The organism is Maribacter hydrothermalis (assembly GCF_001913155.1).
GTDB classification, from domain to species: domain Bacteria; phylum Bacteroidota; class Bacteroidia; order Flavobacteriales; family Flavobacteriaceae; genus Maribacter; species Maribacter hydrothermalis.
Map to the genome: position 1 here is coordinate 3,099,535 of NZ_CP018760.1, position 26,142 is coordinate 3,125,676.

At 33.2% G+C, this 26,142-nt stretch carries 24 protein-coding genes; 7 read left to right on the forward strand and 17 right to left on the reverse strand.

The annotated features are described in order from the left end of the window. Positions 1–27: 27 nt before the first annotated feature. Entirely contained in the window at positions 28–1,266 is a 1,239-nt protein-coding gene (gene lysA / locus BTR34_RS13340) for a diaminopimelate decarboxylase (RefSeq protein WP_068486226.1), read from the reverse strand. A 149-nt stretch (positions 1,267–1,415) separates the two neighbouring features. On the opposite strand from lysA, the gene BTR34_RS13345 reads away from it, so the two are divergent. The 3 genes from BTR34_RS13345 to BTR34_RS13355 all read left to right on the forward strand — a co-directional run bounded on the left by BTR34_RS13345 (position 1,416) and on the right by BTR34_RS13355 (position 4,091). Then, on the forward strand, positions 1,416–2,054 hold the full coding sequence (locus BTR34_RS13345) for an LON peptidase substrate-binding domain-containing protein (RefSeq protein WP_068486227.1): 639 nt from the start codon (positions 1,416–1,418) through the stop codon (positions 2,052–2,054). 150 nt (positions 2,055–2,204) lie between these two features. Further along, a complete protein-coding gene (gene sucC / locus BTR34_RS13350) occupies positions 2,205–3,398 on the forward strand; it encodes an ADP-forming succinate--CoA ligase subunit beta (RefSeq protein WP_068486228.1) in 1,194 nt (397 codons plus the stop codon). Positions 3,399–3,755: 357 nt separating this feature from the next. Continuing rightward, entirely contained in the window at positions 3,756–4,091 is a 336-nt protein-coding gene (locus tag BTR34_RS13355) for a hypothetical protein (protein ID WP_068486229.1), read from the forward strand. A 46-nt stretch (positions 4,092–4,137) separates the two neighbouring features. On the opposite strand, the gene BTR34_RS13360 is transcribed toward BTR34_RS13355, so the two are convergent. After that, the gene (locus BTR34_RS13360) at positions 4,138–4,539 is read right to left on the reverse strand and encodes a DUF1456 family protein (RefSeq protein ID WP_068486231.1); all 402 of its coding nucleotides are present in this window, start codon (positions 4,537–4,539) and stop codon (positions 4,138–4,140) included. 264 nt (positions 4,540–4,803) lie between these two features. Here BTR34_RS13360 and BTR34_RS13365 point away from each other — a divergent pair, with 264 nt between their 5' ends. After that, on the forward strand, positions 4,804–5,205 hold the full coding sequence (locus BTR34_RS13365; protein WP_068486233.1) for a hypothetical protein: 402 nt from the start codon (positions 4,804–4,806) through the stop codon (positions 5,203–5,205). Here the strand turns inward: BTR34_RS13365 and BTR34_RS13370 are convergent. After that, entirely contained in the window at positions 5,202–6,470 is a 1,269-nt protein-coding gene (locus BTR34_RS13370; protein ID WP_068486234.1) for a DUF2254 domain-containing protein, read from the reverse strand. The genes BTR34_RS13365 and BTR34_RS13370 overlap by 4 nt on opposite strands. Before the next feature lie 204 nt (positions 6,471–6,674). On the opposite strand from BTR34_RS13370, the gene BTR34_RS13375 reads away from it, so the two are divergent. Further along, positions 6,675–7,100, forward strand: a complete 426-nt coding sequence (locus BTR34_RS13375) for an Hsp20/alpha crystallin family protein (protein WP_068486235.1) — start codon at positions 6,675–6,677, stop codon at positions 7,098–7,100. 73 nt (positions 7,101–7,173) lie between these two features. Here BTR34_RS13375 and BTR34_RS13380 read toward each other — a convergent pair whose 3' ends face one another. From BTR34_RS13380 to BTR34_RS13410, 7 genes are all read right to left on the reverse strand, one after another. Further along, positions 7,174–8,700 (reverse strand): M20/M25/M40 family metallo-hydrolase, encoded by a 1,527-nt coding sequence (locus BTR34_RS13380; RefSeq protein WP_068486237.1) that lies wholly within the window; start codon positions 8,698–8,700, stop codon positions 7,174–7,176. 138 nt (positions 8,701–8,838) lie between these two features. Continuing rightward, positions 8,839–10,827: an excinuclease ABC subunit UvrB gene (gene uvrB / locus BTR34_RS13385; protein ID WP_068486239.1), complete on the reverse strand. Its 1,989-nt coding sequence runs from the start codon at positions 10,825–10,827 to the stop codon at positions 8,839–8,841. Between the two features lie 153 nt (positions 10,828–10,980). Continuing rightward, positions 10,981–12,447, reverse strand: coding sequence for a T9SS type B sorting domain-containing protein (locus BTR34_RS13390; RefSeq protein WP_068486241.1), 1,467 nt, complete (start codon positions 12,445–12,447; stop codon positions 10,981–10,983). 19 nt (positions 12,448–12,466) lie between these two features. After that, on the reverse strand, positions 12,467–13,900 hold the full coding sequence (locus BTR34_RS13395; RefSeq protein ID WP_068486243.1) for a T9SS type B sorting domain-containing protein: 1,434 nt from the start codon (positions 13,898–13,900) through the stop codon (positions 12,467–12,469). Positions 13,901–13,904: 4 nt separating this feature from the next. Continuing rightward, on the reverse strand, positions 13,905–15,674 hold the full coding sequence (locus tag BTR34_RS13400; RefSeq protein ID WP_068486245.1) for a T9SS type B sorting domain-containing protein: 1,770 nt from the start codon (positions 15,672–15,674) through the stop codon (positions 13,905–13,907). A gap of 94 nt (positions 15,675–15,768) precedes the next feature. Next, the gene (locus BTR34_RS13405; protein WP_068486247.1) at positions 15,769–16,602 is read right to left on the reverse strand and encodes an ABC transporter permease; all 834 of its coding nucleotides are present in this window, start codon (positions 16,600–16,602) and stop codon (positions 15,769–15,771) included. Positions 16,603–16,613: 11 nt separating this feature from the next. After that, positions 16,614–17,516, reverse strand: a complete 903-nt coding sequence (locus BTR34_RS13410) for an ABC transporter ATP-binding protein (protein WP_068486249.1) — start codon at positions 17,514–17,516, stop codon at positions 16,614–16,616. Between the two features lie 89 nt (positions 17,517–17,605). On the opposite strand from BTR34_RS13410, the gene BTR34_RS13415 reads away from it, so the two are divergent. Next, positions 17,606–18,688: a hypothetical protein gene (locus BTR34_RS13415; RefSeq protein ID WP_068486253.1), complete on the forward strand. Its 1,083-nt coding sequence runs from the start codon at positions 17,606–17,608 to the stop codon at positions 18,686–18,688. A 101-nt stretch (positions 18,689–18,789) separates the two neighbouring features. On the opposite strand, the gene BTR34_RS13420 is transcribed toward BTR34_RS13415, so the two are convergent. The 6 genes from BTR34_RS13420 to BTR34_RS13445 form a co-directional block, all read right to left on the reverse strand. After that, the gene (locus BTR34_RS13420; protein WP_068486256.1) at positions 18,790–19,848 is read right to left on the reverse strand and encodes a nucleoid-associated protein; all 1,059 of its coding nucleotides are present in this window, start codon (positions 19,846–19,848) and stop codon (positions 18,790–18,792) included. A 64-nt stretch (positions 19,849–19,912) separates the two neighbouring features. Next, positions 19,913–20,410, reverse strand: coding sequence for an IS1096 element passenger TnpR family protein (locus BTR34_RS13425; RefSeq protein WP_068486258.1), 498 nt, complete (start codon positions 20,408–20,410; stop codon positions 19,913–19,915). Between the two features lie 126 nt (positions 20,411–20,536). Then, positions 20,537–21,565 carry a COX15/CtaA family protein gene (locus tag BTR34_RS13430; protein ID WP_068486260.1) on the reverse strand — a complete coding sequence of 343 codons (1,029 nt, stop codon included), beginning with the start codon at positions 21,563–21,565 and terminating at the stop codon, positions 20,537–20,539. A gap of 1 nt (position 21,566) precedes the next feature. After that, complete coding sequence (locus tag BTR34_RS13435) at positions 21,567–22,991, reverse strand: CCA tRNA nucleotidyltransferase (RefSeq protein ID WP_068486261.1); 1,425 nt, start codon at positions 22,989–22,991, stop codon at positions 21,567–21,569. A 4-nt stretch (positions 22,992–22,995) separates the two neighbouring features. After that, the gene (locus tag BTR34_RS13440) at positions 22,996–23,556 is read right to left on the reverse strand and encodes an L-threonylcarbamoyladenylate synthase (RefSeq protein WP_068486264.1); all 561 of its coding nucleotides are present in this window, start codon (positions 23,554–23,556) and stop codon (positions 22,996–22,998) included. 16 nt (positions 23,557–23,572) lie between these two features. Continuing rightward, a complete protein-coding gene (locus tag BTR34_RS13445; protein ID WP_068486268.1) occupies positions 23,573–24,403 on the reverse strand; it encodes a zinc-binding alcohol dehydrogenase in 831 nt (276 codons plus the stop codon). Positions 24,404–24,500: 97 nt separating this feature from the next. Between BTR34_RS13445 and BTR34_RS13450 the strand changes: the two genes are divergently transcribed. Next, positions 24,501–25,319, forward strand: a complete 819-nt coding sequence (locus tag BTR34_RS13450) for a glycosyltransferase family 2 protein (protein ID WP_068486270.1) — start codon at positions 24,501–24,503, stop codon at positions 25,317–25,319. Here the strand turns inward: BTR34_RS13450 and BTR34_RS13455 are convergent. Further along, complete coding sequence (locus BTR34_RS13455; protein WP_068486272.1) at positions 25,301–26,095, reverse strand: glycosyltransferase family 2 protein; 795 nt, start codon at positions 26,093–26,095, stop codon at positions 25,301–25,303. The two genes, BTR34_RS13450 and BTR34_RS13455, sit on opposite strands and share 19 nt — an antisense overlap. Positions 26,096–26,142: the final 47 nt, after the last annotated feature.

Consider the following 26,142-nt stretch of genomic DNA (forward strand, 5'->3'; position numbering starts at 1 on the left):
ACCAAAACTAACGCATTTTTACTTTCTTTATTTCACTTTGGCAATTTGTTTAACAGTAAACAAATCTTTTAAGTCTACTTGATTGCGAATTAAATCATCAAAAGTTTCTCTTTCTCGTATGAGAATTGCTTTTCCTTTATGCCATAGAACTTCTGGTGGTCTAAATCTAGAATTGTAATTACTTGCCATGGTAAAACAATATGCTCCGGCATTTTTAAAGCAAAGTATATCGCCTTCAGTAATTTCATTTATACGCTTATTGCTGGCGAATGTATCCGTTTCGCAGATATAGCCTACAACAGAATAATAGCGCTCTCTACCTTCAGGATTAGATATGTTTTTAATACTATGAGTTGCACCATAAAGCATTGGGCGTATTAAATGGTTGAAACCAGAATCTACACTTGCAAATACAGTTGAAGTTGTTTGTTTAACGACATTAACTTTAGCTAGGAAAACCCCTGCCTCACTTACTAAAAACTTACCGGGCTCAAATGCCAAGGTTAAATCTTTACCGTATTCTTTGCAAAATTCGTTAAAACGGGTGCTTAATTTTTTTCCTAATTCTTCTATATTGGTTTCGATATCCCCATCTTTATAAGGAACTTTAAAACCGCTACCAAAATCTATAAAGTCAAGGTTTTTGAAATTACGTGCGGTATCAAATAATATTTCAGAAGCATATAGGAATACATCAATATCTAAAATATCACTACCAGTATGCATATGAATACCATTGATATTCATTTTAGTCAATTCTACTATACGCAGTAAATGAGGAATCTGATGAATACTGATGCCGAATTTAGAATCAATATGTCCTACAGAAATATTAGAATTTCCTCCTGCCATTACATGCGGATTAATTCGTATACAAACGGGTATTTTTGGGTGCTTACTTCCAAATTGCTCTAGAATAGATAGGTTATCAATATTAATACGCACCCCTAATTTAGAAGCAGCTTCAATTTCTTCAAGAGAAACGCCGTTAGGTGTAAATATGATTGATTCCGGTTTAAATCCAGCAAGCAATCCAAGTTGTACTTCTTGGATAGAAACCGTATCTAATCCGCTTCCCAAACTATTCATTAGCCTTAAGATGGTAATATTAGAAAGGGCCTTGGCAGCATAATTTAGTTTCAATTTTTTTACTGAACTAAATGCTTTTGTTAATCTATTGAATTGTGAAATTATTTTTTCAGAGTCATAGACATAAACCGGATCTCCATAGGTTTTTGCTATTTGTAACAAATCCTCATTTTTCATACTATACTATTTTATACAAAGTTACTTTTCTAAATGGATCGTAGCAAAAATAATCACATAAAAACAGTAAAAATAACAAAATGTGATATTTATAACAATCGATGTTATTTTCTTTTGGCGTAATTAAAAGTCCTTCGTAATTTTATGACATGAAAATACCTTTATTTCCATTACAGTCTATTTTTTTTCCTGGTGAAACCGTTCCTCTGCATATTTTTGAAGACCGCTATAAGCAATTAATAAATGACTGTAGAGAAGAGGGCATTACTTTCGGCATCCCTGTTTTTATTAATAATAAAATGGAGTATGGTGTTGAGGTTCAGTTAGTAGAAGTAGTAAATACTTATGATACTGGCGAAATGGATGTGGTTTGCGTTGCAAGACAAGTTTTTAGACTTTTGACTTTCGAGCGTACTGTACCTGGTAAACTTTACGCTGGTGGAATTGTAAAGCTAGTGGAATATGACTATGAAGCGACCATAGAAAAAAAACAGACTATTATAAATGGCATACAACAACTTTATGCTATCATGGAGGTTCCTTTTAAAAAACTAAATGTACATGAATTCAATAGTTTTACTTTAGCTCATAAAATCGGACTTTCATTTGAACAGGAATATCAGCTTTTACAGATTCCTAAAGAGAATGATCGTCTTAATTTTATAAGTATACACTTAACATCTACGATTACTGTTTTATCTGAAGTAGAACGGACCAAGAAAATAATAGAACTTAATGGACACTTTAAGAATTTTGATCCGTTAGATTTTAAAAATATAGAAGTTTAAAACTTTAAAAGGTGTAGAATTAACTTGTTTTAAAGTGTTTTTGTTGTTTTACCTAGTTAATTGGCTATGATATTTTAATTAATCACTCGTATTTTTAGATTATTACTTCCTGTTTCCTATTTTTGCTTAACAATTAAAATCACCATATATATGAACCTTCACGAATATCAAGGAAAAGAGATATTAGCAAGTTTTGGGGTGCGCATCCAAAGAGGAATAGTTGCCCATAATGCAAAAGAGGCTGTTGAGGCTGCAAAGCAATTAACTGCTGAAACCGGAACTGGATGGCATGTTATTAAAGCGCAAGTACACGCAGGTGGTCGTGGTAAAGGTGGTGGTGTAAAATTAGCCAAAAACCTTAAAGAAGTAGAAGAGATAGCAAACCAAATTATTGGTATGAACTTAATTACACCGCAAACTTCCGCGGAAGGTAAAAAAGTTCACCAGGTATTAGTTGCAGAGGATGTATATTACCCAGGTGAAAGCGAGACTAGTGAGTTTTACATGTCTGTATTATTAAATAGAGCTACTGGTAAGAATATGATTATGTATTCTACTGAAGGAGGTATGGATATAGAAGAGGTTGCAGAACATACACCTCATTTAATTTTTACTGAAGAAATTGACCCAGCTACTGGACTTTTAGGTTTTCAAGCAAGAAAAATTGCTTTTAACTTAGGACTTTCTGGTACTGCGTTTAAAGAAATGACAAAATTTGTTGCTTCTTTATATAAGGCATATGTAGAAAGTGATTCTAGTATGTTCGAAATTAATCCGGTATTAAAGACATCTGATGATTTAATAATGGCTGTAGATGCTAAGGTATCTATTGATGATAATGCGCTTTACCGTAGAAAGCAATATGCAGATATGCGCGACCTAAGAGAAGAAAACCCAATTGAAGTTGAAGCAAGGGAAGTTGGTCTTAATTATGTGGATCTTGACGGTAACGTTGGTTGTATGGTTAATGGTGCAGGACTTGCAATGGCAACAATGGATTTAATTAAGATGGCAGGTGGTGAGCCAGCTAACTTCTTGGATGTTGGTGGTACGGCAGATGCTAAAAGAGTTGAAGAGGCATTTAGAATCATATTAAAAGATCCTAATGTAAAAGCTATCCTTATTAATATATTTGGTGGTATTGTACGTTGTGATCGTGTTGCACAAGGTGTTGTTGATGCATACAAGAATATGGGCGATGCAATGCAAGTACCAATTATCGTAAGATTACAAGGGACTAATGCTGAATTAGCAAAAGAAATAATTGATAATTCTGGTTTAGCAGTACAATCTGCTGTTCAGTTTCAAGAAGCTGCCGATAAAGTAAAAGCTGTATTGGCTTAAGGAATTTATTAGTTTATAATAGTAAAAGACCATTCATTTGAATGGTCTTTTTTTGGTTTAATACTTTTTATAAATAATCATATGTGTTAGCAAAATTTATATTTAGTGTAAGTTATGATACGTCTAACCTATAGGTAATGTTAACTAAATGAAATAAAAGTTAAGACTAATAAAGCCTCATGAATTTCTACTTTTTTGGAAATAATTTTACAGTGTAAAAATGAAGAATTTTTATTAAAAAGATGTTAAAAGTGGAAAATACGGTAACATTCTTATTTTTCAGTCGTCTTTTTAATAATTCATCATCAATCAATTATTAATCAATCTTCAGTATAACTGGAGGAAAAACAAAAAGTCATGAGAAAATTAAGTTTAGTAGTCGTAGCTGCATTGGTACTTGCAACAGGTAATGTATTGGCAAACGATACAACGGGTGAAAACCCTACAAAGAGTCTTTCTTCGCAGATATCAGAAATGTTATCGGAAAACAATTTTTCTGAAAGTCAAACCAATTTAACTGCTCAAGTTCGTTTTACTTTAAATAACGATGGGGAAATTGTTGTGCTTTCAGTAAATACAGATTATGAGCAAATGGAAAGGTTTGTGAAGAACAAATTAAATTACCAAAAAGTTAATTTAACCAATGTCGAGGAAGGTAAGGTGTATACCATACCTGTGCGCGTAAAAGCTTAAATTAGTTTTAGTGTAGTTGATGAAATCCTAATATACAACATGTATATTAGGATTTTTTCTTGTTTTTATATTTTACTGAAGAAAGTGCGTTGTCAACCTTTTTTAATTGTTTGCTTTTAAAGTCACCTTTGTAATCTCTTTTCTCACCAGTCTTAGGGCGATTTTTTGGTTTCGGTTTTGGCATGGCGGATGTATTACCTAGAAGAACTTCACCTGGGTTTTTTGGATTATCTTTAGTTCCTCTTAAATGAAGTACCAAACCGTTTAAAAAATTACGCAAAACTTGATCGCCGCATTCCATATAATTAGGATGATCTTCTTTTCTAAAAAAAGCACCCAATTCACTCTTAGAAATTTTAAAATCAACTAACTGTAGAATATCAACAATGTCATCATCTCTGAACTTTAATGCTACTCTAAGTTTTTTAAATATATCATTATTAGTCATACACTAAATTTAAGGATTGCAAGGTATTATAAAAATATTTACGCATTGTTTTACGAACGGTTTATTTGAACTAGGTAAGCCTATTTCTTCTGTATTTAGCATTATTAGAGTTATTGCAAGAACTAGTAAAAGCACTATGTTTTTTGTAAAAACAACTATTTTTAAAAGTTTAAATTAAGTTATATCAAGTAAAGAAGTCATTAAAAATACGATTGTTTATAATTTAGAGTTATTATAATGTAATTCAAAGTATTACAAGTTAATATGCCGACTGAAAAAGAAAAACTTAGTATTTTATCGGAAATGATTGGGTTTGCGAAAGTCAATAATGAGGTTAAGCAATCTGAATATGATTTTCTGTTTTCCGTTGCGCAGCAATTAGAAGTGTCGAAAAAAACTTTTGATAGCTTATTTACAAGCAGTGTCAAGCATATTATTCCCAAATCACAGTCCGATCGCATTGTTCAGTTTCATAGACTTTTATTATTGATGAATATTGACAATAAGCAAGAAATGATTGAAATAAAGCGAATTCATGATATTGGCTTAAAAATGGGTTTGCCACCAGGGGCTATTCAGCAGGTACTGGCAATCATGCACAAATATCCCGATAAAATTGTACCGCCAGATGTATTAATTACCATATTTAATGCTCATTACAATTAAGACCAGGAGATGAATTCAGAATCAAGTTTAGATAAATCCCTTTTATTTTCAATATTTAATTTTGCGTCTTTTCTTAATTGCTCAATTTCTGTTTCAATTTCTTTCAATTGATTAGAATTTATAACATGTGCGGTCAATGTTTTAAGCATATACAGTAATTTTCGCATTACGGTTATATCATGTTTACAGTATTGTCGGTAAGTTGCCATTACATTAAAAAGTACTTCAGGAAATTTTACACATTTAATTTGAACCCAATTTGTACCGTGATTATCTGTTAGGTATTCAAATTCAGCTTTTTTCATCAAGTCAATAAAAAGTGTAGTTAAATAATCAATAGTATTTAATGCTGTTCCCGGGTCATTAATACCAGGAGACATTGCTTTAACTCCAATTTCTGAAATTTGTCTAAATCCATACATATAGTTTTCACCTACTAGTTCTTCGTGACTAAATAATAAAGTGTCCATTATTTCTTCAATTAATTTTTTGTCAATAGGCTTTTCAGCTAAAAAAGCAATTGTACCATCTAAAATAAATTGTCCTTTAAATAATTGCACTAAAATTTTGGTTTCATTTTTTATACAAAGTTTTAATAAGTCGGCATTTAATATTCCATAGAAATATCCAGATTTAGTTATTTCATACGCATGCCAATGTGTGGTTTCTGAGAATGAAAGTGTTTTCTCCTCTTGTTGTTCCACTATATTTTCTATTTCAATAGTTGTTCTTCTCTTAATTTTTAAAAGAATATTACCAACTTGTATGGTTTGTGAAATGTGATGAATGAAATATATAAAAGCAGCTAGGCACAAAACAGTTAGTATAATGCCTGTTAAAACTGAAAACCCAGGTGTTTGATACGAATTTTCCGTGGGTTCTATGGAAATTAAAATAAAGATATTATAAAGGATAGTTCCTATATAAAGACCAAGCACTATTTGATGCTTTTCGTCTGATATGATACCAGGCAATACCCTAGGAGAAAAATTGCTTGATGCTTGATTTAAGAGGACCATCACCATAGAAAAACTAAATACAGTTAATGAAATTAAACCGCCAATTAAGGTGCTAAGTATTGTTTTGGCAGTGTCGGTGTCGTCTATGACTAGACTAGGTGCAACTTTAATTAAACTTGCGGATATATTTAATTGCTCTAGATAAATCATGAGAAATGCAAAAGCTAATCCTGTAACAGAAATTAGTGTAGGGAAAAAAGCAATTTTTGTTCTTAAGTGATAAAAGAAATCCGTAAGTCTGTTCATAGTTATGGCTCTGTCATAAAGCTAGTTAATGTGTTCTCGGTAAAAGGAGTTATTAAACACAATTTGTATCTCAAAACACGGTAAAGTGACAAAATGTCCTACATAATAAGGTTGAACATGTCATATTGTCGTTTTATTTTGTGTGGTACATAAATTGTTCTATTCCTATCAGCAATTAAAATTAATTAATTAAAACATATAATTATGAGCATGATTAAGAGAAATGAAGTGGTATTTCCAGCATTTATGAACGATTTGTTTAAACCAGATTGGTTTGGAGGTTTAGAAAATACACGTGCTTCGGTACCATCGGTAAATATTAAAGAAAACGAAAAAGATTTTGAATTAGAACTTTTTGTGCCTGGTAGGTTAAAGGATGATTTTATTGTTGAAATAGATAATTCTTTACTTACAATTTCAGCGGATGTAAAACAGGAAAACGAAGAAATTAAAGAGAATTTTACGCGTAAAGAGTTTACAATTTCCTCTTTTAAAAGAGCATTTACTTTACCAGATACGGTTGCTACAGATAAAATTGAAGTAACATATGAAGGTGGAATTCTAAAATTTAATTTGCCAAAAAAAGAAGAGGCGTTACCAAAGCCAAAAAGAAGGATTGAGTTGAGTTAAACTTGGTAGATTAAGTTTTTTTAGGTTGGTTAGTGTTGTTTAGTTGAGTGCCTTGAGAAATCAAGGCACTTTTTTATGGTAATGGTTCGGTTAAAATTGCTAAACATGACAGTATGCCTTCTCTATAATTTCCTAGACGCAAATTTTCATCTGGTCCGTGTATGTTGTTATCTGGGTTTGGAATTCTAACAGATACGGCAGGAGTATTTAAACTTTTAATAAAAGGAGCCATAGGTTGTGAGCCGCCTGTTGTTCTCATATTTATTATACGTTCACCAAAAACTCTTGCTAATGCATTATTTAAGAACAGACCTATAGAGCTATTCATGTCTGTTCTAAAAGGTTTAGAGCCTATTCTGTAGGTTAGGGAGGCTAATTTCTTATTCACAGCTCTTTCTGCGTTGCTAGGTACTGAATCTACTAAATAATAACCTTGTTCGGCAATATGGTTTCGTAGGAGCTCTAATTGCCTTTCCGCAGGGGTTTCCGGCACTAGTCTCATGTCAAGCTCAATGATAACTTCTTCGGGAATTAATGTGCGTACCTCTTTACCTGTCCAGCCAGCTTTAAGGCCTCTTATATTTAAACTAGGGAATTGTAATGCTTCTTGGTAGGTAGATGCCACTTCTTCGGGTTTTAATATACCTAGTCTATTATTTAGACTATCGTTATTTTCTGGTATTAAAGCTAAAAGTTGTTTGTCGCGTTCTGTTAGGATTACTCCGTCATAAAAACCTGGTATTTGTACTATGCCTTTATCGTCTTTTAAGCTACTTATTAATCGGGCTGCCTCAAAAACTGGATTGGGTGCGTAATTTCCGTATTGACCACTATGGAGCGCATTTTTAGGTCCAAATACTTTTATGGTAGCGGTTACAATTCCACGAGCTCCATAGGTTAGGGTTGGTAAATTTGAAAGGTGTCTGGTGCCATCCATAATTAATAGCATGTCTGCTTCTAATAAATTTTTATTTTCTAAAACTGCTTTTGGTAAATCAGGAGAACCTAGTTCTTCCTGAAAATCCATAATTACTTTTATGTTGTATTTCGGATTTATGTTTTGCTCTTGTAAAATTTGTAGCGCTGAAATTAAAGACATTGCCGGTCCTTTAGAATCGGATGCGGAACGTGCAAAAATTCTCCAGTTATCATCAAAATTATTTTGGGCAGAATCAACTTGTATGGAGTTCCAAATTCCATTTTTATTTTCTTTAATTACCGGAATAAAAGGGTCTGTTTGTGACCATGCTTTTTGATCTACAGGTTGTCCATCTATTTGTAAATAAAAGAGAATGCTTTTGTAATTTTTTCTATATATTTTTTCGGCAAAAAGTAGGGGAGCTCCAGCTGTTTTTATGGTCTGTGTTTTGAAATTTAATTCTTCAAAAACACTATCGCACCATTGCTTATTTTTATCTACTTGTTCATCGTAATTCCCATCGTTTTGTAGTTTCAAAAAATGGCGTAAATTCGTAAAAGCTTCTTTGAATTTTTTGTCGGTTAGCGCTGTTAATTCTTCCCTATTTAATGTTTGTGAATAACTTAAAGCGCTGCTAGTAAAAAGAAAAATGAGTATTGCTAAAACCTTCCATTTTTTCATATATATATTGATTTTACATGTTTTAGTCTTGTCTAAAAATAATAATTAATATTCTTTTAACCAGTCTGTTATGTGTTTTTAAGTTAAGTTTTGGTTGTAATGTAGGTGATTTTTTAGAAATTGTAAATAAAACCAACTTTATTCTTGTTCTTTTAACGATTTTATTTCATCTCTTAGCTTGGCGGCTTGTATAAAATCAAGTTCTTTTGCCGCCTTCTCCATAGCCTTTCGTTTATCCTTGATCATCTTCTCAACTTGCTCTTTTGTCATGTAATCAAGGTCGGGTTCGGCAGCTCGTAATTCCTCTTTTATGAAGTGATAAGTGGACACGGAATTCTTTGATAAAACATTGTCCAAACTCTTATTTAACGCTTTTGGAATTAGGTTGTTTTCTGCGTTGTATTTTATTTGTTTTTCGCGTCGATATGCTGTTTCATCAATTGTTTTTTGCATGCTATTTGTAATCTTGTCGGCATACATAATTGCTCTTCCATTTAGGTTTCTTGCAGCTCTACCTACGGTCTGTGTTAACGAACGATTACTTCGTAAAAAACCTTCTTTGTCAGCATCTAAAATAACTACTAATGATACCTCTGGTAAGTCTAATCCTTCACGTAATAAGTTTACTCCAATAAGAACATCAAAGATACCTTTTCGTAAATCTTGCATAATTTCTACACGTTCCAGTGTGTCAACATCACTATGGATATACCTACAACGAACATTAATTCTATCAAGATATTTGGCTAATTCTTCGGCCATTCTTTTGGTTAAAGTAGTGACCAAAGTTCGCTCGTCTTTTTCTACCCGTATTTGTATCTCTTCTACCAAATCATCAATTTGGTTTAAGCTTGGTCGTATCTCAATAATGGGGTCCAAAAGTCCGGTTGGTCTAATTACTTGCTCTACATACACACCCTGACTTAACTGCAATTCGTAGTCTGCAGGTGTTGCACTTACATGTATAACTTGATTTTGCAGTGCTTCAAACTCCTCAAATTTAAGTGGGCGGTTATCCATTGCTGCAGGTAATCGAAACCCATAGTCAACCAAATTTACTTTTCTAGAACGGTCGCCTCCATACATAGCATGAACTTGGGGTATGGTAACATGGCTTTCATCAATAACCATTAAATAGTCATCTGGAAAATAATCTAATAGGCAAAATGGTCTAGTACCAGGTTCCCTACCATCTAAATATCTAGAGTAGTTTTCAATACCAGAGCAATATCCAAGCTCTCGTATCATTTCTAAATCGAAATTTGTACGCTCTTCTAATCGTTTTGCTTCCAATGGCTTTCCAATTTCCTTAAAAAAGTCAATTTGCTTCACTAAATCATCTTGTATACTATGAATTGCGTTTTGTAAGACATCTTTAGAGGTTACGAACATATTTGCAGGGTAAATGGTCAATGTTTCGTATACTTCTATAATGTTATTATTGAACGGGTCAAAAGATTCTATTTCTTCAATTTCATCACCAAAAAAATGTATTCTATAGGCATGGTCGGCATAACTTGGGAAAACATCTACAACATCACCTTTTACTCTAAAATTTCCATTTTTAAATTCAGCCATCGTCCTAGAATACAGTGATTGCACTAATAGATGCATTAATTTGGTTCTTGCAATGACCTGGTCTTTTTTTATGGAGATTACGTTCTTTTGAAATTCAATCGGATTTCCAATGCCATATAAGCAGGATACAGAGGCAATAACAATTACATCTCTACGACCAGAAAGGAGGGAAGAGGTGGTACTTAGACGCAATTTTTCAATATCCTCATTTATGGAAAGATCTTTTTCTATGTAGACGCCGCTTGTGGGTATAAATGCTTCCGGTTGGTAATAATCGTAGTAGGATACAAAATACTCAACGGCATTATCTGGGAAAAACTGTTTAAATTCTGAATATAGCTGTGCGGCCAATGTTTTGTTATGAGCAAGTATTAACGTGGGTTTTTGTACTTCTTCGATAACATTGGCAACAGTAAACGTTTTTCCTGACCCTGTAACACCTAGTAAAGTTTGGTATCTCTCATTCTCATTCAACCCCTTTACCAATTCTTTTATGGCATTGGGTTGATCTCCTGTTGGCTTAAAATCTGATACTACTTTAAATTTCATATGGGGTAATTCTCTTTTTTGAACTGATAATGCGGTTTTGCTTATGAGTTCAATTTTTATACGTATGCAAGAGTGAAATCTTAAAAACGAAATACGATGTATAAAAATACAAAATACGAATTTTAAGTTAGCGGTAATCTTGTAGGTTTTCTATCATCTCTTCAAAGAAAAATGTCCTGTAATCTCTTGCTTGTTTAGAAAACTTGCTCTAAACCAGTAATCGGATTCTGGTAAGGCATTGTTTTTAAAAGTTCCGTCCCAACCTTTATCATTGGGATTAAGCTGTTTTATTAAACTTCCAAACCGATTATAGATAAATATAATTTCAATGACCGATTCAAAGTTCTCTGCCGGAGGAATAAATTGCCAATAATCGTTTATGCCATCACCATTAGGAGTGAAAAACGACGGAAAATCTTTTGGTATAATATCACGATCAACGGACCTTTCTGTAATGCCACAACCATTTTTATCCCGTACGTAGGCAGTATGATGCCCGTTTGTTATTTGTGTAAAAATGGGTGTATCTTGGTATGGGCCATTAGCGCTATCTAAGGCGTATTCATATTGTCCATTCCCTGTAGCGGAAATAGTAATTGTTTTTCCATCAAAAAAATTGACTACGTTAATTGCGGTTATAGTGGCAATTTCTGAAGCCACAATATTAAAAAGTTTAGAGCTGGTACATTCGATGTCCCCAGAATTAGTCGTTAAATTATTATAAGCTTCTAAACGATATCTTCCAGGTGATGAGATGTTAACACTTTTAGTTTCAGATAATAATGTTTCTTCGCTACCACTATTGGTGAGGTACCATCTATAACCATCTGCCTCATCTTCTGTTGAAATTGTATAGGGCAACTCATCACTACAAATACCAACAACATTTGGTAAATTTATTTGTGGCGAACGATTTATTAAATCTCCAGAAGTTTCGTCAAAATAAGGGTCACAAACATAGAGAGCAAAGCTTGTAGTAAAGATTTCTTCAGTACAAGAAGCCGCTGAACCAATATCGTTATAGGGAATTATACGAACATAAATTGTTGAATTTTGCGGTAAATCCTCTGGAGGGTCGTAGATTAAAACGTTTTGTACATCTAAATTATTTATAATTTCGGTTCCGTTTTCTGTTGTGCCAATTGATAGTATATAGCCTGTAGCAGTGGGTGCATAGGCCCATTCAATATCTGTAATAATTGTTACACTACCTGCATTATTATCTGGTGTAATTAATAAGGAGCATGATGGTGCAGCAGTAACTGCTATTGTTGTAAAAATTATTTCTTCGCATAAAATTGGGGGTCCATCAAACGGTATTAAGCTTAAAGTTGCATAAAGTGTAACGTTATCGGGAAATCCTAATGGAGGTGTATAAAATGTATTTGTTCCAATAGGTTTTCTGTCCAGCACATTAGTGCCCAGTGGTGTTGTTCCTATGGATAATAGATAGCCATTATAGCCCATAACTTCAGACCAAGTTAATGTGGTATTTACAGCAAGATCAATTGCTCCATTTTCGGGATAAGTGAATTTTGAACAATCTTGAGCAGATAAAAAGGAAATGGTCAATAAACTGGCCGTGTACTTCAATAAAAGACACAATTTATTGGTGTTCATTGTATATGAATTTTGCTATTTAACGTTTTAGACTAAAATGACCTTTTATTTCTTTTTGGGAATATGATATTGCCTTAAACCAGTAATCCGTGGGAGGTAATTCTCTTCCATTAAAAATCCCGTTCCATCCTTTTGATTTAGGATTTATCTGAGCAAGCAAATTTCCATACCTATCGAAAATATAAATAAATTCTATATTAAGTTCACTGCTATCAATCTCATTTTTAAGCTGCCAAAAATCATTTATACCATCGCCATTGGGTGTAAAGAATGCTGGAAAATCTTTATTGGTTATTTCTCTTTCTACTAATCGTTGGGCAACTCCACAACCAAATTTATCGCGAACATAAACCATACGTTCTGCAGGTTTAAGATTGGTGAATATAGCACTGTCTTGAAATCCGTAATCATTATTTTCTATAGAGTACTCATATTCACTACCACCAGCAGCTATTATTTCTATTCGTAATCCGTTGGGTTCTCGTGAAACTATAACATCATCTATCTCTGGTGATTCTGTATAAACGATTTCAAAATTTTTAGTTACAGCACATTCAATATTTGCTCCAAATTCTGAAATAATATTATACAGTTCCAAACGATAATTTCCTATTTCGCTATATTCAAAGTTTCTTGTAGTGGAAATTATATCTTCACTACCATCAGTATTTAATTTTATCCACCTGTACCCTCGTGCTATTTGATTATTATGTAAGGTTCCAAATTCTAAATTTGTGCATAATGAGACTTTATCCGGAATAGTAATAACAGGGAAGTCGTTAGTATTGCATTGAACGGTAGATTCCCCGGTGGTAAAATATTCTTCATTGCACCCCATGGCTTCCCCATTTTCGTTTAGCGGAATTATTCTAACATACACTGTTTGATTTAATTCAAAATTATCATCAGGTTTATATGATAGAATATTCCCCGTTTCAAAATTTTGGATAATATCATAAATACCTGGAGCTGTACCTAGTGAAATAAGGTAATTAGTAGCTCCAGTGGCATAGTTCCACTTAATATTGGTATCTACCCTAACTTCTGTTTCCTGATTTTGAGGAGAGTTAAGTGTTGTGCAATCTGGTGGGTCTGTGACATTAACAGTAGTGAAAACTTTTATTGGACAGACTTTAATGGGAGCGTCTGGTAGAAATAAGCTAATGGTTACATAGATAATTGTGTTTTCTGGCATGCCAACAGTAGGTTGGTAAAAATTATTTAAGCCAGAGGAGCGTCTATTTATTATTTCACCTCCTCCAGGTGTTGTACCTAAGGATACTAAATAACCAATTACACCGTCAACTGCTGTCCATTGAATTAGGTTATCTACAGGTACATTGATATCGCCATCTATTGGTGAGGTCATCGTAGGGCATTGTTGGGCATAGGTAATGTTTGTATTGAATCCAATCCAAAGACCTATCAGAAATAAAACCCTTTTTGTATTCATAGACTCACCTTTTTAAGCTAAAATGACCCTGTATAATTTTATTGTTATTGGAAAGCGCTTTAAACCAATAGTCAGATTCTGGTACACTTTTTCCATTTAAAATACCGTTCCAGCCTTCTGATTTTGGCGACATTTTAGTTAATAACATCCCAAACTTATCAAATATCCAAATGGTTTGTACCATTTCTTCACTTGATTTTTCCTGGGGAACAAATTGCCAAAAATCATTTATACCATCGCCATTGGGCGTAAAGAACGCTGGAAATCCTTCAACGGATAAATCGTGTTCTATTAATTTTTCTGTTATACCACATCCGCCCTTGTCACGAACATAAACGATATGATTTTGAATTGAAATTTCGTTAAAACGATTGCTATTTTGATAATCACCATTTTTATCGTCCAAGGCATATTCGTAATTGCCAGATTCTACAGTAATGATTTCATAATTCAATGAATTTCCGTTATCGGTAACATTAACATTATCAATCATTGGTTCTTGTGATGAAACTACCGTAAATATTTTTGATGATGCACATTCATAGATGTTACCTGTATCTTCGAATAAGGAATAAGCTTCATAAATGTATTCACCACTTTCTGTTATAGAGACTTCATTGGTAGAAGATATCAAGGTTTCGTTTCCACTACGGTCTACTTTAAACCAGCGATAACCATCGGCTTTATCGCTAGCATAGATATTAGTAGAAGGCGTATCGGTACAAATGGAAACCGTATCGGGAAAAGTTATTTCAGGATTTAAAACCTGTAACTCTCCTGTTAATGGATTAAAATATGGACCGCAGCCTAGTAATGTAGAAAATGTTTCCTGTGTACAACCTACTGCATCGCCTGCATCATTAAAAGGAACAATGGTTATAAAAAATGTTCGGTTAGGTTCAAAATCAATAACTACAGTTGATGTTTTAAAAAATATAGCATCGTTCAATATGTTAGATTCAAGCGGAGAAGTGCCTATTGTTACCCTATACCCCGTGGCATTGGGGACTGGATTCCATTCCAAAACTGGACTTAAAGGTATATTGGTTTCCCCATTATACGGTGAAAGCATAGAAGAACATACGGGTAAAATGGCTTTTGTTGTTGTAGTAAATTGTGATGTACTACAGCCAGATGATACGCCAATTCGGTTACTTGGTATTATAGTAATGTAAATAGTTGTTTCTTCGGGTAAGTCTACAGGGGGAGTATAGCTTAAATTATTGCCAACATCTAAGTTATCTATGATTTCACCACCATTAATAGATGTGCCTATGGATAAAAAATAACCGGTAGCACTAGGCGATGCACTCCAATTAATGGAGGTTCCTGTATTAACATCTATGGCATTTTCTTGCGGAAAATTTATAGTTGTACAGTTGGGTGCTTCACTTAATGTTGTAGTAGTAAAGCTTTGGCTATTGCATACGATATTAGGTTGGTTGAAAAAGAATAATGTTATTGTTACGAAAATTTCAGTATTCTCTGGAAGGCCGGTAGCTGGTGTATAGCTATTGGCCGAACCTACGTTTCGCTGATTTAGAATATCATTACCGCCTTCTGTTGTGCCTAACGATAGTATATATCCAGGCACGCCAGTTATAGGCTCCCAACTTATGGTAGAGTTTAACGGAGCTGAAACCGAACCATTTAATGGACTTAAAAGCTCAGGGCAATCTTGTGCAGTTATTTGAGAAATAGAAAGTACCAGTGCTACGAAAGATAAAGGCATAGCCAAAATCTTTGGTAAAGGTATGTACCATTTCTTTTTCATAGCGTGTTCGTAAACAACACAATATACTACAAATTGAAAATCTACACTTTGCAATTCATGTTAAATAGGGTGAACAACAGATCTATTTGATGAATTAAAGGTCGCGTTTTTTAAGAATTGCATAGGAACCATATATAAAAATTGCAGTCCAGGCTATAACAATTAGTATCTCGTGCCAATGTACACCGTAGTTTAGGCTCAATTTTTCGCCCATTTGGTTAGCAACGGATTGCACGGCACCTAGCCTAGAAAAGGGTTCTTTAATTAAATTAAACATAGACTGTAATGGGAAAAAGCCCATAATAGTATCTGTAGTTTCACCATCAAATAATTTCCAACGAATTAGTCCTCTAAATATTCCTTCCAATACTTGCCAAAGTATTAAAAATCCTAGGGCAAAGGCCGAGCGTTTTACCAGAACTCCTAAAAACAAACAGAACGAAAAGAAACCTGTTAGCTTAATGAAAAAGGCTATTAAAAACTCTAAATTGGTCAGTATAATTGATATTTCATTAAAATCTGAATAAACTAAGCCTAAAATCAATGAAACTATAAAAACAAATACTGTTGATACAAGAGAAAAAGTTAGTACGGTTAAAAATTTTGAAAGTATGAATTCCTTTTTTGAAAGTCCGTCAATTAAATTCTGTTTTATGGTCTTATTGCTATATTCGTTAGACATCATCGAAACAATGACAATGGCCAAGAAAAGTTTAAAGAAAGCGGTAATAAACGTATTAAAATGCCATATATAAGGAAAATTAAAAATTCCTTGATCTGCTAAATGAAACTGTATAGGCCCAATGTCAAATTTTATAGCGGCGACTAACGCTATTGAAGTTAAAAGTGCGAAATATGAAATAATGAGCACTTTGCTTGCTCTATTGTTCCAAAGCTTAATGAATTCTATATGTAATAATCGTATCATGGTCAGGTTTTTTAGGCTTTTGCGTTTTTGGTCAATTCTAAAAACTGTTCTTCTAGACTTTCTTTTCTTTTTACTAAATGAGAAACAATGATTCCATTTTCAAATAATAACTTATTAAGCGTTTGGGCATCTAATTCTGCGGTTAAAAAGGCTGTGAGTAGCCCGTTTTCTAGTTTTAAATCACCAAATTGTTCATTGGTCTTTAAAAAAGATTGTAAAGCCGCTATATTCGAACTTTTAAGTTCAAAGAACCCGAAACTAGTTTTAAGGCTATCTACTCTACCAGAATATAATTTCACTCCTTTTCTTAAAATTACTACATGTGTACACACTTTTTCTACCTCATCTAGTAAATGTGATGCCAATAAAATGGTAGTGCCCTTGGCAGCAATGGTCTTTATTATTTCGCGAATTTGGTGAATACCTTGAGGGTCAAGCCCATTTGTCGGTTCATCCAGAATTAAAATTTCGGGATCATTTAATAGAGCAGATGCAATTGCCAACCGTTGCTTCATACCCAAAGAGTACGTTCTAAACTTGCTGTTTTTTCTATCAAGCAAGCCTACTAATTCTAATTTTTCTTCAATTTTATCTTCTGATACATCTTTAATTTTACAAACCAACTTTAGGTTTTGTAATGCGGTCATATAAGGGTAAAAGTTTGGGCGTTCAATAATGGCACCTACTTTTTTTAATGCTTCATGGGTTGAGGTAGTACCATCAAACCAAGAAAATTCGCCATTGGTTTTATTGACGACATTTAGAACAATGCCAAGGGTAGTTGATTTGCCGCTACCATTAGGGCCAAGAATACCATAAACGTTTCCTTTTTCAATAGTAAAAGACAAATCTTTTACTGCTGTTAAATACCCAAATTTTTTAGTGAGATTTTGTACTGTTAAAATATGGTCCAAAATATGTTGGTGTTATTGATTGATATACTTAGTTGACGAAGAAAGCCTAACTTTGTTACAGTCAACATCATCTATTTTAATACAACCTTATGTCTGAAGAAAGATTAATGTCTAAAAAGAAACCGGCTTATCCCGTAAGTGAGGCCTTAGATGGCTATTTAGAACATTATAGTAGAAAAATTGAAATACCTATTTTTTATGACGACTTGCTTCGTTTTGCGGGTTCGGTGGTTGTGTATGATAAAAATGATGAAGATACCTTGTGGGTTAGGGCTTACTATTCTGAATTCGATAGAAAAGAAATTGATGATAGTTTAAAAAAAGTATATTCTATTTTACATTCTGATGGGAGTAATAATATTAATCAATATTTAAATGTTGATGCGGTAGATTTCTGTACGTTCGGGAATTCCAAGCCTTTTAGAATTAAAATACGAAATATTTTAAATGATAACTTTACGTATTTCTACATCAAAAAAACAGATGCTTCTCGTATTTATGGTTTAGAGTTAGAACATATGCTTTCGCCATATAATCTAAATTTTTTGGTCTATAAAGATACTTTGATCGAAGAGCATATTGCAGGTATACCTGGAGATGAGTTTATAAAAAACATGTTGCCAAAATGTTCAGAACCAGAAAAGGCGCAATTGGCGAAAGAATTTGTAAAGTTTAATGAACGTTGTATGATTCGTTTACTGGGTGATATGCGCTCCTATAACTATGTTATAGTGCCGACCCATGATTTTGACCATGTGGTTTATAAAATACGTGCAATAGACTTTGACCAGCAGTGTTTTGAAGGAAAGTTAAAAGTGTACAGACCACAGTTCTTTAAAGAGAATTATAAAATGGTGGAGTTGGTGCGTAGTAAATTAAAAAGCGATTCTGTAGATCAGTATAAATTAGAAGAACGTTCTATGGTGGCAAAACGAATTTTAAGTTCTGGAAATAGAATTAAAAAATTACGTGCTATTTGTAAAAACGATGAAATCTCTACTCCAGAAAATATTAGACTTTTAAGAGAGCAAATAGAGGTCTTAACGATGGATATGGATTTTAAAAACTGTAAAACAATGGGGCAAGTACTAGATTTAGCATTAAATTTTGTACGTCGTAATTATGAGGATGTTAGTATGAAACAGATTATTGAAAATAATATAAAAATCTAATTTTTAAAGTTCAATTCAAAATAAGTCATATTAAAAACGTCCTTCTAGTTTCATAGAAACTAGAAGGACGTTTTGTTAAAACCATCAACGCACAACTTAAATTAACTCTTTTGCTCTTTATTAAAATAAACTAAGTAGTAATACATTTGTCGTTCTTCATCCCAACCTTTTTCTACAAACTTTTCTGCCGATTCAGGATTAATGAAATCTAGCTTTATCTGTATATTGGTATCTAAATTGATAACGTTTTTAATTTTCTTTCTAGCGTCGGAAACGGCTTTGTTAGCGATATCAAAATTTGATACATCTTCAATGCTATACTTAGGACCTTTTTCTGTTTTGTAATGTTTAAATTCTGGTATTAATTCCGGATTTTCCATTACTTCATTCAGGAAAGTAGATTCTTCGAATGAATCGTTCTTGGCAAAATGGTTTACCGCGCGGTTCATAAACAATACCTCTTGCTGTTTATCCTCGGCAGGTAAAACAACATCTTTTGCGAAATTTTGACAAAACTTCAGGTAGTTCTTCGTTTTAAAATTGTCATCAGATAGGGGGGCAACGCCTAAGAAATTTTCTATCCAATATTTTGTATCGTACTTATTACTATCTACAGATAACACCTTGTAACCTTCTTCTTTATCTACATTGAAAATTAAACAACCCTTATCTAGTTTGTTGATGTTAATGCCTTGCTGTATAACAATATCTAGGTTACTGTTCTTTTCTTCGAACTGAATAAAATCGTGCTTTAACTCACTTTTAAAAATACCAATTGCATCAACTTTTTTATTGTCCAATAACAAACCTGTTAAGTACGCCACATATAGTTCTCCACTTTTAATATGTGGATGATTGGATTGTTCAAAAAGTAACGAAGCTATTTTTTTAGAATTTAAATGTGCTTTTGAAGTATCGGCAAAAATTTCACTAACAATTTTATAAAGTTCGTTAAACTCAACATCCACTTCATTTACAAGCTTATAATAGTTTTCTTCTTTCTCTCTAAATGGTTTAAAAAAATATTCCTTTAATAACCCAGTAGTTTCATCATTAAGTCTAAATGGTTCTTCTGAAAGAAAAACACCTTCATTCTTATTTTTATTACCGACTCTATGTATTGAAATACTGTCAATTTGGGTAGCGTAAAGGTTAATCATATACTGTTCTTATTTATAAGATTGTTTTGAAAAGAAAATAATTTTATAATTCCATTGCCTTATCCTAATTCCAATTTTCATCAAAATCGAGGTCGTCGTAATTGTCAAAGGTGTCATCAAAATCGAAGGCACTATTTTCCGCTTCGAATTTTTTCTCTGGCGGTGTTTCAGGTAATTCACCAAAAGAAAAAAGAACATTTGGGTACGAGCGTCCATCTTCCTTTTCAACTATGTCGGCAAGTTCCACAAAGAAAGTCCACATATTCATAAAATCATACACATAAATCAATTTGGGACTGTTTTGTGTTATGATATCTTCTATGAAAGTCTCATTCATTAAACGAACATCGGAACCGGATTCGCTCATATCAAAAAGAGCAATTTCTTCATCTTGCTGCCATTCATCATTGCACGTATAAAAAGATGCCATTTCATTTCCTAAAAAGCCAAATGCTTGTGTAATTGCGTTATGGAATTCTTCTAATGAATTATGGGCCTCTATCTCTAAATCTCTGAAAATATCCTCCTCTGCGTCTAAAATTATACGAATTTTATAAATCATGCTTATTTTTTGCGGGAGGGCAAAGTTACAAAGTTTTACTCGATTATCTAGGTTTAAAATGCACCAACACTTGTGTCAAAGCTGCTATAAATTACCTATTTAATTCCTTGTGTACTTGCCCTGAAATTATATGCTACTATTTTTAGGTTTTAAGGCATCCAATATAATGTAGAACTGGACACCAAATAAAATAGTAGCTAAAACTAGGTGCAAGGGCTGGCTGGCAAAAGGGAAATTTAAGTAATTCATAGCTATGCCTGTAAACACTATAACTAGTAATAAAAAGAGTACCCAATAAATTTTAATATGCACCAAATTTAATTTAGTTATTCTATAGGCTATAAAAACATTAAGTAGCACTACTATAATTGAAAACGACCTGTGAATATAAAATAATACTATAGGGTCTTTTAACCAACTGCTTTTTGCTTCATACCCAAATATAGCTATTTGTTCATCGACGAATTGTCTCACTTGAGTACCAATTACAATTTGAACCAAGGTTAGTCCAATGGCTAAAATACTTAGGTTTAATGTTGTTTTATCAAACCCAATTAATTTATTCTCTGTATTTGCTAAATAGATAATATATAGTAGCATAGCGACTATAACTAAGGCCATTAACATGTGAACGGTAATTTTTGCAGGTGCTAAAACGGAGTAAACAACTGTTGCGCCTAACCAAGCTTGAAAACCCATGCCAAATACTACCAGCCACGAAATTATGGGGATGCGTTTTTTCTTTTTCCAAAATTTTAATGAAATTACAGCTAAAACTAAGGTGGCAAGACCGGCCAAGGCTCCAAACAATCGGTTAATATATTCTATCCAAGTATGCCATGGATTGAAAATGGCATAGTCATGCTTTATATAGGGTTCCCAATTAGTAGCATTAAAAGTGGTATCTGTCTTCAACGTTTCCTTAGCGATTTGTAAGGTCTCATTTCGTATAATTATCTGCCCTTTTTTGAATAACTTCTCTGGTGCCCATTTTAGCTCACTTTCATGAGTAGGAGGTATATAATACCCAAAACATTTAGGCCAATCTGGGCAACCCATTCCGCTTCCGGTCATACGTACAACAGCGCCAGCAATAATTACTAGGTAAACCAAGATTAATGATATTTTTGCTATTTTTCTGAATTGAATATCCATACTAAGTTGTTTTTACTAATCCTAAATTTTTCCCTTTAACCAGCATAAACTCTTTTGCAGCTTGGTATTCGTTTGGTATTTCTCCTTCTAAAATAGCTTCTTTTATGGCTTCTTTAATAATACCTATCTCTTTAGACGGTTTTAGAGAAAAGGTTGCCATTATTTCTTCTCCACTAATTGGTGGTTGAAAATTACGCACATGGTCCCGAGCTTCTACCTCCTCTATTTTTTGACGAACTATTTTAAAATTTTGACGGTATTTATGCTGTTTTTTAGGGTTTTTTGTAGTAATATCCGCTTCACATAAGGTCATTAAATCTTCCACATTATCCCCTGCATCAAAAATAAGTCTGCGTACTGCCGAGTCGGTCACATAGTCTTCAGAAAGTATAATAGGCCTAGAACTCATTAATACCAATTTTTGAACGAATTTCATCTTATCATTCAGGGGCATGCGTAATCGTTTAAATAATTTGGCAACCATTTTAGAGCCTACAAATTCATGACCATGAAATGTCCAACCAATTTTTTTATGGAATCTTTTGGTAGGTGCTTTGCCTATGTCATGTAATAATGCTGCCCAGCGTAACCAAAGGTCATCTGTAGCTTCAGAAATATTATCAACGACTTCTAAGGTGTGCCAAAAATTATCTTTATGTTTTTGACCTTCCATTTCTTCTATCCCTTGCAATGCAGTAAGTTCTGGAAGAATTAATCCTAGTAACTCTGTTTTATGTAACAATGAAAATCCTAAAGAAGGTTTTTTGCAAAGCATTATTTTATGAAGTTCATCTAAAATGCGCTCATTAGAAACAATCTTAAGTCGGTTTTTATGTTCTGTTATCGCCTGTAAAGAGGGTAGGGCAATCTGAAAATTTAGCTGTGTGGCAAAACGAACGGCCCTCATCATACGCAATGGGTCGTCTGAATACGTTACACCTGGCTCTAAAGGCGTTTTAATAATCTTGTTCTCAAGGTCGGCAGTACCGTTAAAAGGGTCCAAAAGCTCGCCATAATTATTTTTGTTTAATGAAAGAGCTAATGCGTTTATCGTAAAATCCCTTCTTTTTTGGTCATCTTCTAAGCTGCCATCTTCAACTATAGGTTTTCTACTATCTCGTTGATAGCTTTCTTTACGAGCACCCACAAATTCTAACTCTATACCATCACTTTTGATCATGGCGGTACCAAAGTTTTTAAAAACAGACACTTGTGGTTTACCCTCTAATTTAGAGGCAACTTTTTCAGCAAGTTTAATACCACTGCCAATAGCGACAACATCAATATCTTTGGGTGTATTCCTTTTTAATAAATAGTCTCTTACATAACCGCCAATTACATAACAATCTACAGAAAGTTCTTCTGCAGCTTCTGAAATAATCTTGAAAATTGGGTTGTTTAAAGCGTCTGTATAGCTCTCTTGCATGTTCTTATTCTCGAATAATCTTCACCGTATTATCATTAGCTAATCTAATTATAGAAGATGAAAAACTATTCTGTTTCTCTCGGTGCAAATTTACCACATAGTCTACACCTTTTAAAATGGCTGAATCTATATTTTGGAAAGAAATTGGTGTCTTTTGCCCAGAAATGTTGGCAGATGTAGAAACAATTGGTTTTTTAAACTTTCCTATAAGGTATTGGCAAAATTTATCTGATGCTACTCTAATAGCCAAAGTATTATCTTCTGCAATTAAGTTTTTAGCAACACCACGTGGTTTATCATAAATAATAGTGGTTGGTTTTGATGCTAAATCTATGAGGTCATAGGCTAGGTCGGGTACTTTTTCTACATGTTTTTCTAGCATGGCATCATTGGCAACCAAACAAATTAAAGCCATACTGTCATTGCGCTGTTTTAGTTGATACACTTTTTTTACCGCTTCTTCATTGGTAGCATCACAACCAATTCCCCAAACGGTATCTGTAGGGTAGAGGATTAGTCCACCATTTTCTAGAACTTCTATGCATTTATTGATTTCGTCTGTCATATTAATTATACTTACGTTACAGAAAAGAATCTGATGTTATATTAAAATAATTGGTAATTGCTAGCCATTGGGATTTATTCTTATCACCGCCAATATTAGATTTTTTAAGGGATTGTTTTTGTGAACCAATAATAGGTATGGGTGTTTTAGCTTTATTTTTTGCTTGTATAGAGATTGTTCCTTCCAAATGTGCCATTGCTTTAAACCATAAATCATCTGCTTTTGGTGCTAATTTTAAAAATAAATCAACATCCGTTACTTTTTTTGAAAGCGATTTAGGCGGATATAAAACTCCTTCCGCACCTATTGGAATTACGGCAGATTCTTTAAATTTTATACTTTCATCAAAAACCCAACTCTTATAAGATTGTAATTCCCCAAATTTATTATAAGTAATGTATCTGGTCTGGTTGGCGATAATCTTATTGGGCTTTAATTTGTGTTCTTCATATAACAATCGCAGCCAGTTAGATCTGTACATCATATCATCATCACAAGTAATAATAATATCGTTTGGAAAAAGTGTTAGGCTATGAATTAGTTTTCTATGTGAACAGGTTAAATCGGAATACATGATTTCAAATAAATCATTTTCTAGCGCTTCCAGATTTTTCGGTATTTCTTTTTTTAAAGAATGATGAAGCCACAAAATAATTTTTTTCGGTCTTTCATCTTGATTTAGTAAACTGCGAATGGTTAAATGGAGTGTGTTTAACCGAGACGGAATAGAGGTTAAAGAAACAATCACAGGTATTTCTTCTTTTTTAACATTTATCATCCTTTTGGTAGAAATAGATAAAAGTTTAATAGAATTGTAAATTGATACCGGAATTTCTTTTAACTTCATTTTACAATGCTGTAATTTGTTCTTTATTAAGAGACCGTCTTTTCTAATTCAAAGATAGATAAGAGTTTTATATTTTTGCAGTAATTTGAAACGTAGCATGGAGATTCCTAAAATAAGTATCATTGTAAGTACCTATAATGCAGAAGAGTGGCTGAAGAAGGTACTTTGGGGCTTTGAGCAACAAATATTCAAAGATTTTGAAGTTGTTATTGCTGATGATGGTTCTAAAGCGCCTACAAAAGAACTGCTTGCCGAAATGTCTAAAAAGGTAAATTACCCAATTGTACATGTTTGGCAAGAGGATGATGGCTTTCAGAAATCTAGAATACTCAATAAAGCTGTAACCGCCTGTTCTGCAGATTATATTATAATGACGGACGGCGACTGTATTCCGCGAGAAGATTTTGTGCAGGTACATTATATTAATAAAGAACCAGGTTATTTTATTTCTGGCGGCTATTACATGCTGCCTATGAATATTTCCAAATTAATAACCCTAGATGATATTGAAAAGCAACGCTGTTTTAATATTCAATGGTTAAAGGATAAAGGTATTCCACAAACATTTAAAAATAACAAATTAACAGCACGCGGTATTATTTCTAAAGTATTAAATTGGATTACTCCTACTAATGCAAGCTGGAACGGGCATAACTCTTCTGGCTGGAAAAAAGATATTGAAAATGTAAATGGGTTTGATGAGCGAATGCAATATGGAGGTCAAGATAGAGAACTTGGTGAACGATTATTTAACTTTGGAGTAAAGTCTAAACAACTACGGTATAGTGCGGTCTGCGTGCACTTAGACCATAAAAGAGGGTATAAGACACCAGAATCTATTGCAAAAAATGTGGGAATTAGAAATGCTACTAAAAAGGAAAAGAGTGTTTGGACCTTTTACGGCATTACTAAGTAATACGCAAGCTCATTTTTTTGCTCTAACTTTTTAAGCTCTTTGTAACGCTCTAAAACTCCTAATGAGTTTAAGTGACAAACAATAAAACCTTTTTTGCCATCTAAAATTCCTAAACGTAATATGTAATGGTTAAAGAATTTCCAGCTAGTTTTTAAAACCATCATTACATAACTAAACTTCTTTTCTTTGTAAAAAGATTCAATAGCTTTTAGTTGACCATACTTCAACATTTTACTTTTGTAATCTTCGTAGTTTTTGTAGCAGTAATGCGTTAATTTTTCTTTAAGAATGCCAGATGTTCCATCAACATCCAAAGTTTCATGAACTATCTTGCAATCAGAAAATGATGCTTTACTTTTTCTAAAAAGTCTGTAGTTTTTATCTGTTTGCCATCCGCTGAAATTCAATTTTTCATTTTTGAACATGAATTGACGATAAAACCAGAAAGCCGATATTTCAGTATCGCTAGATACTGTTTGTATGATTTCATTTTGTAATGACCCTGAAACAATTTCATCTGCATCTAAAAATAAAACCCAATCATTCGTAGCTTGTTTAAGAGCAAATGATTTTTGAGCGGTAAAATTCTCGAACGGATTTTGAATGACTTTTACTTTTGGATGACTTTTTAAAAACTCATAGGTTCCGTCAGTACTAAAAGAATCAACCACAATAATTTCATCAGCAAATGAAACAGACTCAATACATTTTTCAATGTAGCCTATTTCGTTATACGTAATTACTAGTGCGGTAAGTTGTTCTTTTTTGGTAATCATACAATCCAATTTGATAGGTTTGCTCTAATCGGAGCGAACAAAGTTAT

Bases quoted from the DNA above. Each gene is read 5' to 3' on its own strand.
- BTR34_RS13420 (WP_068486256.1), bottom strand. From the start codon at position 19,848: ATGATTAACCTTTACGCTACCCAAATTGACAGTATTTCAATACATAGA.
- BTR34_RS13355 (WP_068486229.1), top strand. From the start codon at position 3,756: ATGAGAAAATTAAGTTTAGTAGTCGTAGCTGCATTGGTACTTGCAACA.
- BTR34_RS13375 (WP_068486235.1), top strand. From the start codon at position 6,675: ATGAGCATGATTAAGAGAAATGAAGTGGTATTTCCAGCATTTATGAAC.
- BTR34_RS13370 (WP_068486234.1), bottom strand. From the start codon at position 6,470: ATGAACAGACTTACGGATTTCTTTTATCACTTAAGAACAAAAATTGCT.
- BTR34_RS13455 (WP_068486272.1), bottom strand. From the start codon at position 26,095: ATGATTACCAAAAAAGAACAACTTACCGCACTAGTAATTACGTATAAC.
- BTR34_RS13430 (WP_068486260.1), bottom strand. From the start codon at position 21,565: ATGGATATTCAATTCAGAAAAATAGCAAAAATATCATTAATCTTGGTT.
- BTR34_RS13445 (WP_068486268.1), bottom strand. From the start codon at position 24,403: ATGAAGTTAAAAGAAATTCCGGTATCAATTTACAATTCTATTAAACTT.
- sucC (WP_068486228.1), top strand. From the start codon at position 2,205: ATGAACCTTCACGAATATCAAGGAAAAGAGATATTAGCAAGTTTTGGG.
- BTR34_RS13365 (WP_068486233.1), top strand. From the start codon at position 4,804: ATGCCGACTGAAAAAGAAAAACTTAGTATTTTATCGGAAATGATTGGG.
- BTR34_RS13360 (WP_068486231.1), bottom strand. From the start codon at position 4,539: ATGACTAATAATGATATATTTAAAAAACTTAGAGTAGCATTAAAGTTC.
- BTR34_RS13435 (WP_068486261.1), bottom strand. From the start codon at position 22,991: ATGCAAGAGAGCTATACAGACGCTTTAAACAACCCAATTTTCAAGATT.
- BTR34_RS13440 (WP_068486264.1), bottom strand. From the start codon at position 23,556: ATGACAGACGAAATCAATAAATGCATAGAAGTTCTAGAAAATGGTGGA.
- BTR34_RS13450 (WP_068486270.1), top strand. From the start codon at position 24,501: ATGGAGATTCCTAAAATAAGTATCATTGTAAGTACCTATAATGCAGAA.
- BTR34_RS13380 (WP_068486237.1), bottom strand. From the start codon at position 8,700: ATGAAAAAATGGAAGGTTTTAGCAATACTCATTTTTCTTTTTACTAGC.
- lysA (WP_068486226.1), bottom strand. From the start codon at position 1,266: ATGAAAAATGAGGATTTGTTACAAATAGCAAAAACCTATGGAGATCCG.
- BTR34_RS13405 (WP_068486247.1), bottom strand. From the start codon at position 16,602: ATGATACGATTATTACATATAGAATTCATTAAGCTTTGGAACAATAGA.
- uvrB (WP_068486239.1), bottom strand. From the start codon at position 10,827: ATGAAATTTAAAGTAGTATCAGATTTTAAGCCAACAGGAGATCAACCC.
- BTR34_RS13345 (WP_068486227.1), top strand. From the start codon at position 1,416: ATGAAAATACCTTTATTTCCATTACAGTCTATTTTTTTTCCTGGTGAA.
- BTR34_RS13425 (WP_068486258.1), bottom strand. From the start codon at position 20,410: ATGATTTATAAAATTCGTATAATTTTAGACGCAGAGGAGGATATTTTC.
- BTR34_RS13395 (WP_068486243.1), bottom strand. From the start codon at position 13,900: ATGAATACAAAAAGGGTTTTATTTCTGATAGGTCTTTGGATTGGATTC.
- BTR34_RS13390 (WP_068486241.1), bottom strand. From the start codon at position 12,447: ATGAACACCAATAAATTGTGTCTTTTATTGAAGTACACGGCCAGTTTA.
- BTR34_RS13400 (WP_068486245.1), bottom strand. From the start codon at position 15,674: ATGAAAAAGAAATGGTACATACCTTTACCAAAGATTTTGGCTATGCCT.
- BTR34_RS13415 (WP_068486253.1), top strand. From the start codon at position 17,606: ATGTCTGAAGAAAGATTAATGTCTAAAAAGAAACCGGCTTATCCCGTA.